Origin of the sequence: Peptostreptococcus sp. MV1 (assembly GCF_000758885.1) — a bacterium.
In the GTDB taxonomy this organism is placed as follows: Bacteria; Bacillota; Clostridia; order Peptostreptococcales; family Peptostreptococcaceae; genus Peptostreptococcus.
The window spans coordinates 1-14,467 of record NZ_JRNB01000118.1 but is presented as its reverse complement, the minus strand read 5'-3'; the positions used below and the strand labels follow the sequence as shown (position 1 = coordinate 14,467).

Genomic DNA, 14,467 nt, shown 5'->3' with positions numbered 1-14,467 from the left:
ATTTTAGGAGGTGGTGCTATGAGACATTCGATTAGAAAAGAAATTAGAAGATTTCTTTGCTTTTTAATGACTATGATAATGATATTGACATCGATGCCGGTACACTCATTGGCAGCTAATGTCAATCACAATGATTTGTCAAAAAGTAAAAGCGAAATCATAAACAACATAACACCTGTTAAGGTTGCAAAACCAGAAGCAGGTAAGATGGCTGCGGATTTAATAAAAAATCCAGACCAGCCAAAAATCTATACCCTAAGGACCGACTACAAGGTCCAAAGAGGTGAGAAGTATCAGGTTGACTACCAACCATACATCGCCAGTGTAGGTGCATCAGCAACTCAAGCAGAAAAAGATAAGGTCAATAAGCCTATCGTTCTACCTGACATTGCAGGTTATAAAGAACCACAAAAAGATTTTACAATTAATTACAAAACTATAAAAGATGCTGCAGATGAAAAAAACGCAACAGGAAATGATGCTAACGGAATAAGATATTCCTACAATCAAGATTTTAAATACGATGCTAAAAGTAACAGCATAAAAGTCAAACACGTCTTCCAAAACTTAGAAGATTTTACTAAGTACACAAATCCAGATGGAAGTACAGGTGATGAACATGCCCGCTATAATATTCAAAGAGGTAATACTGGATCAACTATGCAAGTGAAGCCACTGGATGACAGCGAGATTAAAGGATTCATTCCGGAAGCTGAATATATAAATATGCAAGTTCCAGAAAATGCTGAGAACTTTATTTTAGAGTACCGTTATAACCGTGCCCACTACGATGTAGTTTTTGACACACAAGGCGGCACTCCACTTCCAGCTCGTACACTTTATTATGAACAAGTGATTCCTAAAATTGCCGATGAATCTATTCCTACAAAAGTAGGCGGAGAGTTCCAAGGTTGGAAACCATCTGTTGATTTAAAGGGCACTTTAAATGGTGTTGAAAGAACATTTAAAGCAAATGAAATAATTAAAGTTGGAACTAATGAAGCTAGCAAAAATCTTGATGCCAATTTGATTATGCCAGCAAATAAAGTTACTTTCACAGCAGTGTGGAAGGACAAGGAAAAGGCAGACTACGCTGTCCAATTCTGGGCAGAAAAGGCAGACCATGCAGATGGTGCAAGTCTATTGGATAAATATGACTACATGGGAACTCGTGTCTATAAGGACCAAAAGACAGGTTCAAGGCCAAACCTGGATATAGAACCTGTAAATGGATTAAAATTCCCAGACCTAGACCAAAAGCGTCTAGATAAGATTTGGGCCGGCGCAAGATTTAATCGTGGCAGAAATCTATTTCTAAACAAATTCTTTGTCTACAATAAAGATTTAACTCATAACCAAAACAAGGACCCTGCAAATGTAGACCTAGTTAAATCTGTGGACGCAACAGGCAAGACTGTCTACAACATCTACTACGATAGACAAGTTTACGACCTCTACTTTACAAAGTCCAATGCACAACCTGAAAAAAACACCATCTACCCTGAAATTTGGGGATACGATACGAAAAAAGGAAAATCTGTCATGTTAGGCGGCCCGGGTAAGCCATACCACTACAAGGCGAGATTTAATGAGATGATGTATAAGTGGCCTAACGATGCCAAACAAACCAAAGGATTCACTCCTGGTTATCAAAGTTTTGGTTGGGGACCAAACTATACTACTCCAAATTGGCCGACTCACTTGGATACACCTCCTTATCGATTAAATGCCGATGAATTCCTGGACATGGAAAACTACACTAGCTGGGGCGGCTATACGAAGAATATAGATAAAGGTGATGGAACAAGCATAGATTTAAATGGGAATGATTTTACAACCCTTTCCTTCGGTATTAAGCAGGACAAACCTTCCATCCCACACCACATGGACTTTTGGATGGACGGTTTCAAGAAAGATGAAACCATAATACGTTACGACCTTGTGAGAACTAAGGCAGATACAGCTGGCCTGGACTATGGCCACAGATACCCGAAAGTTACAGGCTTCACGCCTTATGGATATGAACCTATGAAAGCATGGCCAGCAATTGCAGAGGGAAGTCAGGAAGATGGCCGTGTGGACGAAGATAGAATTAATGGGCTAAACGACGAGCGTGATGAAATCACTCCTAACACTTGTGGGACATACTATAACAACTACGGAACTGAACTTCCTATAGGTCAACTAGATTTTATATCAGTCTTCTTTAGCGATTCCGATGAATATGGGGACGTAAAGAAAGGTGGTCAAGAATTTACAGAAAACGGATATCTTAAATTTAAATACAAACGTAACAAGTATCCATTGAGATTTAATTACGACCCATCAATTATTAGAGATGACAGTTATTTTAACTCTAAAAACCAATTGGATACCTTCTATGAATTCCCACTCAAGGCCCTAAGTCCTGATGTAGATTCAAATGATGAGTATAAGAAAGTAGGTACAAAGGAAGGTCCTAAAAACTTATTAGACAATCCGGAAAATTTACAAAAATTAGGCCTATCAGATCTTGTATTTACAGATTCAAAAGATGGCAAGTTAAAAGTTAAGCGTCCAGAAGGTCTTTCGGATCAAATGGTATTTAAGGGCTGGGCGTTGGATCCTGCAGGAACAAAACTTATTTGGGAAAATCCAAAAGAAACAATGCCTTTCCACCCACTTAACCTATACGCAAAATGGGGCGAACCAGATTATCAATGGAAGGTAACTTTCGACCCGAACGGTGGTAAGCTAAGTTCAATTGACGAAGCAAAAGTAACTCAAAAACGCAAGACCATCCAAGTAGGGGACAAAGGTCAAGAAGAGACCAAAACTTTTGCAAAAAAAGAAAAGAATGATGGCGACAAGCAAGTCTTTACAGTTATTCAAAGACAAAAGCTTGTAGAACCGAAATATAAGCCTACAAGAAAAGGCTACGACTTTATGGGTTGGGAAGTAATCCGCTACAAGAAAGATGCCAAAACAGGTGACTATACTACTGAACAAGATACAAGTTATAAAGACACTTATAAGGTTCCAGAACTTTATTCCTTTGGCAACGATGTTGTATCCCCAATCTATCTAAAGGCAATTTGGGTTCCAAACGACAGAGTAGATGTAGATATAGTACATCACATTCTAAGCTTGGATTTAAGTAAAGAAATAAAAACCATACCTGAGACTTTGCATAACAAGCGTACAGGCTACCTTGTTGCTACAAGTGGAGACAAGCAAAATGAAGAATATATCTTGGCAAATCACGAAGAGCTTGAAGAAAAACTACCGGATAATTTAAAGGCACTATACAAAAAATATAATGACAGAGTAAAGGCTAACAACACTTTCTTCCAAACTTTTAAAGTAGAGCCAGAAAAGATTCCTGATCCTAATGATTCAAGCAAAACGATAGACAATCCTAAAGCAAAAGACAATGTCTTCCACTTCTTCTACAGACCATTTAGAACTCGTGACTACAAGGTCAACTATATAGATGAAAGATATAAAGCAAAAGTCGAAGATTTCTTTAAGGGATTGAAGCTTATAGATACAAGCGGTTTAAAAGATGACGCTCTTTTAAAAGCAAATGAAGAAAATAAAAAGAAATTTGAAGATAAGAGAAAAGTTTTTGAGAAACTTATTGAGGAATACCAAATTATAGCTCCAGAAGCTGTTTCCAATGGTAATCGTCATTATGATGCAAGAAACTACAGACCTATTCCAGGATGGAAACTTGTAAGCGACCCACAGCAACAACTCTTCTTTGATGTAAATGAAAAAACCAATGAATTTTTAGGCATCAACGGCACCGGATCAGATCAAATATTCTTCTATTATAAAGACGTAAGAGTAATCGAAGTTCCAAAAAATGGTAAGACACCAGATGGTTATGTAAGAGTAACCTTTAAGGCAGACAAGGGCGGATCCTTTGGTAAAGATGCTGAGGGTAAAGATATTACAGAACTGAACTACGATGTAATAAAGGGACTTAAGTCAGACCTACTTCCAGTTCCAGAAGAATTGGGAACAAAGGCTGACGGAACACCTAATGATAAGGTCGAAGGAAAGTACTATATCACTCCAGAAACTGGAAAGAAATTTATAAAATGGGACGAAAAACCATTATTAAACAATAACACAATAGTTGATAATGATAAAAAAGGCTTCTATGTATTTACTGCGAAGTTTGAATGGTCAGGTCTAAGTGCATCTGGTCTAGTAAGAACAGAAGCCTTTAAAGACCCTAACAACAAGTGGACAAATGACTTTTCTCCAAAGATTGAAGACTTAAAGAAACAATTAGTCTGGATGGAAAAAGGAGAGAAAAAAGATCTTCCAGCAGGTGCAAAAATACAATTATTTGACGAAGCTGGCAATGAATTAACAAAAGATAAACAAGTTTATGATTTAGTAAATGAAAAGAAGAAAGCCGACAATGACGAGCTCATTCGCACAGTAAAAGTCAAGGCTAAGGTTACTTTCACAGATGGAAAGGACCCACAAGAACTTGATATACCGATTAAGGTTTACAAAAATGTTTACGAAGCATTGACTACAGGAAAGAAACCACTATTCCTAAGTGAAGCAGAAAAGGGCGACCTTAAGGACATTACTGGAGAATATGTAAAAGTAACTGTTGCACCAACAGGTGATATGTCATCCAAGGACAACAAGGTTTACTACGTAAATCCAAAAGCTTGGGTAGATATTCCTGAAGTTAAACCAAACGGCTCATCAACACTTATCAATTGGACAGCAGATATAGTTGGACAAAATGATGATAAAAAAGCCAACGGCAAGTTCGATTTTGCAAAGCGTCACAAGTTTATAGAAGAAACACTTATCAGTCCAAGATTCTCACAAACAAGTGAGCTTGTAGCCCATGAATCATATAAAGATAGTAAAAACAATTGGGTTAACGACTTTATTGATAAAGAGCTTACAAAGGACAAACTTAAAGCAGCCGTTCAAGTAAAAAATGGTGAGGCCAAAGCTTTAGGCGATGGTGATACTGCAACTATAGTAGATGATGCAGGTAAGCCTTATGCAGATGATGCTGCATTAAAGGCTGCTCTATATGAAAAGCTAAAAGAAAAAGACGACGGCGTTCAGCCAAGCAGAACTGAAAATATAAAGGTAAAAGTTACCTTTGCAAGTGGAGAAGTTCAAACACTTACTATACCAGTTAAGGTTATCAAGAACATCTACGAAGCAAAGACTAAAGAAGGAAAGCCAGACTATGTTCCAGATAACTATGTAAAAGTAACTTTAGATCCAACAACAAAGGCAAAAGACCCACAAAAATATTTCTACTATGTAAATCCAGATGCTAAAGTTCTAATACCAGGCAAAGACCCTGAAGGTGTAAAAGAAGATTTTACAGGATGGACAATGAAGGCAGACCGTGTAACAGGTGATGGCACTAGTTATAAACTTAAAGACAGGCATCAATTTACAGAGGACTCAACAATTATAGCCCAATATGGCCAAGGCAAAGCCAAGATTAAATATGTTGACGAAAATGACAATGAAATCGATGCTTCTTACCATATAGAAGGAGTAGATTACCCTACAGAAAAAATTGGCAAGCTTGGTGATAATATTCCAGATTCAGCCTATAATCAAGACGCTGAAAAAGCAGCACCTAAATTTAAAGGCTATATTATAAGTGGAATAAGTGTAGATAAGAACTCCGCAAATTATACAGACCCTGCGACTGCTACAATCACTTACCAATACAATAAAAAAGTAACAACAGACGACAAATCAAAATCAAAAGTTCACTTCCCAGTTGTATTTGATGCTAATACAGGTGCATTTACAGGTGGAAAAGCAAAAGTTACTGTCTATGTATACTGTGATGGCAATGAGAAAACTCCTGAACCTGTAACTTTTGAAGAAGTAAGAGATGCAGTCGAAGGAAAATATAAAAAGCCAAGCAAGGCAAATGAAACTTTCATAGAATGGCAAGACAAAGGTACAAATGGAACAAAAGTTAAAGAAGACTATACAATAACTTTTAAAGATAGGAATAATGGAGAAACTTTCTATGCAGCTTACGGCAAGGCAAGTGCTCTTGTTAAATATCTTGACTTAAATGGCAATCCTATTGCTGATGAATTTAAGATTGACGGAGTTGAATATCCAACAGAAAAAGCTGGCACAGCTGACGAAGCAATAAAATCTGATGTATTTACAGCTACAACAGCACCTAAGTTTACAGGCTACAAGTTCAACAGAATTGAACTTAATCCAAAAGATGGAAAATATGCCTTAAAGAACAAAGCAACAATTAAGATTTACTATGAAAAAGATTCTGATGTCATTCCTGCAGAAGATGGAACAAAAAAACCGAACGGATATGTAGAAGTAAAATTTGTACCAACTAACAATGCAAAAGATGCTACAGAAAAGACTTTCTATGTAAATCCTAAGAAAGATGTAACAATTCCGATTGCAGACCCAGTGGCTAAGGCTACATTCACATTCGATAAATGGAAGATAGGTAAAGATGCTAAGGGAGATGCTTACAATCCAAAAACACCTAAGAAGTTTACTGATGCTTTAACAACTATCACTGCAACTTATACAAGTTCAAAAAATATCATTCCTTACGACCCAAGTGCTACAGACCCGATGCCAAGGCCAGAAGGATATGTAAGAGTAACTTTCGCAGCAGATGATGGATTAAAATTAACAGAGCAAAAAGCTTATTATGTAAAGAAAAATGCAAAAAATGCAGCTGGCAAATCACTTACACTTGGAGATGCAGAACTTGCTAAACCAGCTTATGAAGCACAAACTGGTAACAAGTTTGATAAGTGGGATCAAGAAGATACTACTGAAATAAAAGACGCTGATATAGTAGTAACTGCAAAGGCGACTGTATTAAAAGATGTTGACACAGAAAATCACCCTGGCTATGTAAAGGTAACTTTCAAAGCAGGAGCTAATGGTGTAATAAAAGAAAATGGTAATAAGATAGACGAAAAAGTTTACTATGTAAATCCAAATAAATATGTAAACTTACCAGCACCTACACCAGACGGCAATACAGGCTATGATTTTAGCACATGGAAGAGCGACAAGTCTCAAAGTGATTTTAGCCTAGCAAACTTTGTGAACTACACTAAAGATACAACTATAACTGCAATGTTCAACCAAAAGGAAGCAGTTTATCCAAAACTAGAAGGCTCAACAAAGCCAGATGGATATGTAGAAGTTACATTTGAAGTAACTGGCACAGACGGTAAGATTGCGGACAATGAAATCACAACTTACTATGTAGATCCAAGTAGACAAGTTTCACTAAAAGCTCCTAAGACAGTAGCTGGAACAGGATATGTGTTTGATAAATGGAGATCGGGAACAAACCCTACTGACCAAATCATTAAACCTGCTGACCAAAGACAATATACGAAGGACACAACTATTTATGGTAGCTTCGTTAAACTAAAAGACATCATACCGGCAACTAATGACGATGGAACACCGAACTTGCAACCGATAGACTATGTAGCTGTCTTATTCATCGGAGGAGACCACGCTAATAAGTTGGATGGACAATTCTTATATTATGTCAATCCAAAGGCAGGCAAGACTATAGGAGACTTAACAAAGCCTACAGTAACACCTGACACAGGTTGGAAGCATACAGGTTGGGATGTAAAAGATACTATAGATATAAAAGATTATATCTTTGTAGTTGCAGAATATGAGTCTCTTGATGATGTCGTTCCGGCTCTTAAAGATGACGGTACTCCAAATAAAAAACCGGATGGATATGTAACAGTCACATTCAAGTCTGGAGCAAATGGTAAGATCCAAGAAAATGGTTCTGATATAACAGAAAAAGTTTACTATGTAAACCCTAATAAATATGTAAAACTTACAGCACCTGAAACTGAAGGAAACACAGGTTTTGAATTCGGATCATGGAAGAGTGATAAGAAAGCATTTAGCTTAGCTAACTATATTAGATATGAGCACGATACAACTATAATTGCTAACTTTAACACTAAAAACAATGTTATACCTAAGACAGATGATAGTGTTACAAAACCAGATGGCTTTGTTACAGTTAACTTTGTAGTTGAAAAGTTAGATGGCAAAGATGCTGGAAAGATTGCAGATAGTGAAACTATAACTTACTTTGTAAAGAAGGGCGAAGCAGTAACAATTCATCCACCAAAGACAGAAGCATACACAGGCTATGAATTTGAAAAGTGGAATTTGGACACAACAGAAGCTAAGAAATATGCTACTGACACAACTGTTAAAGGAGAGTTCAAAAAGCTAGATGATATAATTCCATCTAAGAATCCTGATGGCACAGTGAATGCCAAACCAGAAGGCTATGTTATAGTTAACTTCCTAAAGGGAGATCACGGCGTATTAGATGGACGAACAACATTCTATGTCAATCCAAAGGCTGGCAAGAAGCTAAAAGACCTTGATACTAAAGGAATTACTGTAGTGCCAAGTCCAACGTACAAGCATGACGGTTGGGATACAGACTTTGCAACTGTTATTGATAAGGATACAAATGTAACAGCTAAGTATACGCAACTTCCAAATATAATCAAAGCAGGACCTAAAGACACAGCCCCAGATGGCTATGTTGTAATCATCTTTGAAACTGATGGAAGAGGTACAATAACAGGCAATAAAGCATACGAAGATAAAACTAATCCAAAAACTAATGAAAATGAAATAGTTTACTTTGTAAATCCTAAGAAGAGTATTAAACTTGCTAAGTTAGAAGCTGGTGCTAAACCTACAGCTGATCAACTGGCAGTACCAAGCACCACTCCAAATGATCCTGATAAATACACCTTCGATCAATGGCGTACAGATATTGACACTACTACACCTATAACAAGAGGTAGGGTTCATATAGCAATGTTTAAGCCAAAAGAAGTAAAATTAACTTACGATAAAAACGGAGCTGATGTTACAGGCGAGGTACCTCCTGTTTTGACAGTTGATTATGACGCAGATGTCAGACTTGCAGGCAAGGGTAATCTTGCTAAGAAAGATTCAAGATTTAAAGGTTGGAAGATAGGCGATAAAATTTATCTAGCCGGCGATCAAATCAACCTAAAAGGAGATACGACAGCTTATGCGCAATGGACAAATGACCAAAATATAATTCCTTACGATCCAGTAAACAATCCTACAACAAGACCGGATGACACTTATGTAAGAGTAACATTCGCAGTAGAAGATGGATTAAAATTAACAGAACAAAAAGCCTACTATGTAAAGAAGGATGCAGGTATAAAGCTTGGAAATACTAATCTTGTAAAACCAGGATATACAGTTGAAACTGGATACAAGCTTGAAAAGTGGGATAAGGAAGACACACTTGTAATCACAGAAGATATACTTGTAACTGCAAAAGCTACTAAGCTTGACAAAGCTATACCAGAAACAAAAAAAGATGGAACTCCTAACAAAAAGCCAGAAGGCTACAAGGAGGTAGTATTTAAGGTTAAGGATGCAGACGCAACTAAGGGTACACTTGAAGGAGTTACAAAATTCTATGTAAAGCCAAATGAATATGTAACAATTAATCCACCAATTACAAAGGCTGAAACAGGTTTTGAATTTGGTGCTTGGGATAAAGATGCAACAAGACCGACAGTTTATACAGATGATGTAACAACAATTGAAGGAAGCTTCAACGGCTTTAAAGACCGTATTCCAAAGACAAATCCAGATGGAAGTGAAAACACAAAACCAGACGGCTACAAGACAGTTAGCTTTGAAATTACAGGACAAGGCGGAAGCATTGTTAAAGACGAAGTTACAGTTTACTATGTAAATTCAGCTAAAGATGTAACTCTTCCACAACCAAAAACTCTAGCAGAAACAGGCTATGAATTTGATAAGTGGGATAAAGATACTGTTACAACTGCTAAGAAGTATACTAAAGATACAATAGTTAAAGGTAATTTCAAAAAGTTAGTTGACATCATTCCTTCAACTGATAAAGATGGTAAGCCAAATGTACAACCTGAAGGATATGTAACAGTAACATTTGTAAAAGGTGAACATGGAACAGAAATAAAAGGACAAAAAGTTTACTTTGTAAATCCAAAGGCAAATAAAACTATTGCTGATATTACAAAACCAACAGTTAAAGCAGAAACTGGCTGGAAGCAAAAAGCTACTCCAGACGCTTGGGATACAAGTGATACAACACAAATAACAGGACCAGCAGATATTGTAGTTAAAGCACAATATACTGAACTTCCTGACGTTATAGTTAAAACTGCCGATGATGATTCACAAAAACCGGATGGATATATCAAAGTTACTTTTGATACTGTTGATAAAGGAAAAGGAACTATAGGATCTACTATTATTACTAAAAAAGTTTTATTTGTAAATCCAAATAAGTCACATGTGTTAAGGCTATATGCACCAGAAGTTACTCGCAAAACAGGATATGACTTCGCTGACTGGGATACACAAATCGACAAGAGAATCCAATACAAGGATGGCGACACAATCAAAGCTCTTTACAATGTAAAAGGCGATGTAATTCCACAAAAGAATCCTAATGGTTCTGATAGACCAGCTGGCTATATCAAAGTGTTATTTGATAAGGGCGAGCATGGAAGAACATTAAGCGGACAAACAGTTTACTATGTAAATCCTAATAAAAAAGTAACAGTACCAGCCCCAACTGTAAATGCAAGTGTTGGATACAAGTTTACAGATTGGGATCAAAAATTAACACAAAAGTTCACAAAAGACACAAGAATTACAGCAGCTTATAAGCCATTAGCTGACATCGTTCCACAAGGAAAGACTGACGGAAGCGACAAGCCATACGGATATCACACAGTAACATTCAAGGCAGATGCTAACGGAGCATTGACAGGAAAGACAGTTTACTATGTAAATCCTGAAAAATATGTAGACTTAACAAGTAAAGCTGGTGATATTACTAAGAATCCAAATGTAGGTTACACTGCAGAAGGTGGAACTTGGGATAAAGGACTAAATGCTAAGTTTAATAACGATTATGTTATTACGTTTAATTTCAAAGTACTTCCTAATGTAATTGCGAAGACAAAGGATGATGAATCAGAAAGACCTGATGGATATGTAAAAGTTGAATTCACATCTGATGAAAATGGTCGCCTTGTAGGTGGAGATAAGACTTATTATGTAAACCCATCAAAGAAAGTTAAAGTAGGATCAGATAAGCTTCCAATTCCAAAAACAAAACCAAATGCCAACTATAAGTTTGATAAATGGTTAGAAAATATCGATAAAAATGAAGAAATCACAACAGATAAGAAATATGTAGCAACTTTCAAGATTAATAAAGTTACTATGACTTATAAGGCTGATGACAAAACTTCAGGAGATGTTCCAGAAGCTTTATCCTATGATGTAGGAACAGAAATTACTTTGGCTGGCAGTGTCAACTTAAAGAAAGATAATTATGTATTAGTTGCTTGGAAGATTGGTGATAAATCTTATTTACCAGGCGCTAAATATACGATTAAGGAAGATACTGTCGCAACAGCTGTGTGGAATGCAGATACTCATACAGTTGAATTTAATACAGGTGGTGGAACTTATATCCCATCACAAAAAGTAAAACACAATGAGTTAATCACAAAAGTTAAAAACCCTGAAAAACCAAACTATACATTTATAGGATGGAAAGTTGATGGAAAAGATTTTGACCCAGAAACGGATAAAATCACAAAAGATATTACACTTGTTGCGCAATATGCAAAAGATGTAATACCACAAACTGGTACAGAAAAACCAAAAGATGTTCCAAACAACTTTGTTGAAGTGAAATTTGTTCCAACGGATAAGGCGACTGATTCTACTGCACAAATATTCCGGGTAAATCCAGACAAGGCAGTTACAATTCCAGTAGCAAATCCAACAGGAATACAACACTTCACATTTAAAGAATGGAAGATTGGCGAAAAAGCTGACGGAGATGTTTACACTCCATCAACTGCTAAGAAATTTACTGAAGCAACAACTATCACTGCGACTTATGATGAAGCTAAGAATATTATTCCTTACAATCCAAGTGAACCTATCACAAAACCAGAAGGATATGTAAGAGTGACATTTGAAGCAGATGATGGGCTTACTTTATCAAATGTAAAATACTACTATGTAAAGAAAAATTCAGGTGTAACTTTAGCAAAACTTACAAAACCAAATGTAAAGCCAAAAGTTGGATTTGAATTCAAGAATTGGGATAAAGAAAATTCACTTAAAATAGAAGACAAAGACGTTGTTGTAAAAGCAAAATCAACACCAATTGCGGATGCTATTGAAGGAAAACCAGGAGTAGAAAAACCAGACGGATATGTAGAAGTTAAGTTTGTAGCAGGAGAAAACGGAACTGTCACAGAAAAAACATACTACGTAAATCCAACTAAGTATGTAAAATTGACACCACCAACAGCAAAAGGTAACACTGGATTTGAGTTTGGAAGTTGGAGTCAAAATGCTGAAATTCCTACTCAATACACTGAAAAGCTTACAACAATCACTGCAAGCTTTAACCCAGTTGATTCAGTAATTCCAAAAACTGAAGACGGTCAACAAAAACCAGACGGATATGTAACTGTTAACTTCGTAATAAAAGGCAAAGGCGGACAAATAGCAGATGGAGAAACTATCACATACTTTGTAAATCCAAATGAAGAAGTAACAATTCCTCAACCTAAGACAAAATCTGAAATAGGCTATGAATTTGAAGCTTGGGATATTGATACTACAGCAAAGGCTAAGTATACTAAAGAAACAACAGTTACAGGAAACTTCAGAAAGTTAGAAGACATCATTCCTTCAACTGATGAAAAAGGTAAGCCAAATGCACAACCTGAAGGATATGTTACAGTAAGCTTCGATAAGGGAACTAACGGTAACTTAATTGGACAAACTTCGTACTTTGTAAATCCAAATGCTGGAAAGAAATTAGAAGACATTACTAAGCCTAGAGTAGCTCCAGAAACTGGATACAAGTTTAGATCTTGGGATACAGAAGATAGCTTCGCAATAAAAGCTGACAAGACAGTTACTGCACAATACGAAGCTATAGATGATGTAATTCCTAAGACAAAAGAAGATGATTCTGAAAAACCAGCTGGATATATTAAGGTGACATTCTACACAACAGAAAAAGGAAAAATAAAAGATTCAACTGCAAAAACAAAAGCTGTATTTGTAAATCCAAATAAAGCTCTTGTATTGAAAGGATTTGCTCCAGAAGTTGTTGCAAATAAAGGTTATGAGTTTGAAAGATGGGATGCTTCGATTGAAAAACCTATCCAATACAATGACGGAGATACAATCAAAGCTATCTACAAACCGGGTGACAAGCCAGGAGACAAACCAGGAAACAAACCGGGAACAACACCTGCTCAACCAGGTGGAACGACTCCAGGAAAACCTGAAAAACACGGTCACAGATACATTGAACGTGTTGCTGGAAAGAACAGAGTTCACACAGCTATCAACACTTCTAGGAGATTCTTCAAGAAATCAAGATATGTAATCATTGCTGACTCAGGAAATTATCCTGACGCATTGACTGCAACTGTTTTGGCTCACGTATTGGACGCTCCAATATTGTTGAATAACACAAGATATCTAGAAGATGATGTTGCAAGAGAAATTGTAAGATTAGGAGCTAGTGAAGTTATTATCGTTGGTGGTCACAAATCCATCTCTGAAAATGTTAAATCACAATTAGCAAAATACGATCAAAACAAAGTTCAAAGAATTTGGGGTCGTGACAGATATGTAACTTCATCAGAATTAGCTTACGAAATCCAAAGATTAACTGGCAAAGTGAACAAGGCCATCATTGCATCTGGAGAAAATTTCCCTGACGCATTGGCAACAGCACCTCTTGGTTCAAAAGAAATCGCACCAATTCTATTGGTTAAAAGAAATCAAATGGACATGAAGGTAAGTAAGGCTCTTAAAGATTTGAACATTAAGAGAGTTTACGTTGCAGGTGGACAAAATTCAGTATCCAAGAAATTGGAAGCTCAATTGCCACAAGTAATCAGAAGATTTAACGGACAAGACAGATATGAAACTGCAATTTTAGTTGCAAGTTACACATATCCTGACTCTAAGGAAGTATTTGTAGCATCGGGAGAAGTATTTCCTGACGCATTGGTAATCGGACCTGTGTGTGCAAAAAGAAAAGCACCGATACTTTTATCAAAATCAACACCAGTAAAAGTAACTGATGATTATATAGAAAAATCTAAGATAGAATATCTATATATAATTGGTGGTACGAATACAATTTATGCTGAAACAGCACACAAATACGCCATAGAAGAATAAAAAAATATTTTTAGCCGGGCACTTAGTGTCCGGTTTTTTTGCTTCTTTGTCAACCAGCGTTGATGAATAAAATGCTTCTTTGTCAACTAGCGTTGATGAATAAAATCCGAAATTTATGCGACAGCATCTT

The 14,467-nt window shown here is 36.5% G+C and carries 1 protein-coding gene; it reads left to right on the top strand.

What is annotated here, in order from left to right; translation table 11 throughout:
* The first annotated feature begins 18 nt into the window (after positions 1–18).
* Positions 19–14,337, top strand: a complete 14,319-nt coding sequence (locus HMPREF1639_RS07765) for a cell wall-binding repeat-containing protein (protein WP_052045475.1) — start codon at positions 19–21, stop codon at positions 14,335–14,337.
* Positions 14,338–14,467: the final 130 nt, after the last annotated feature.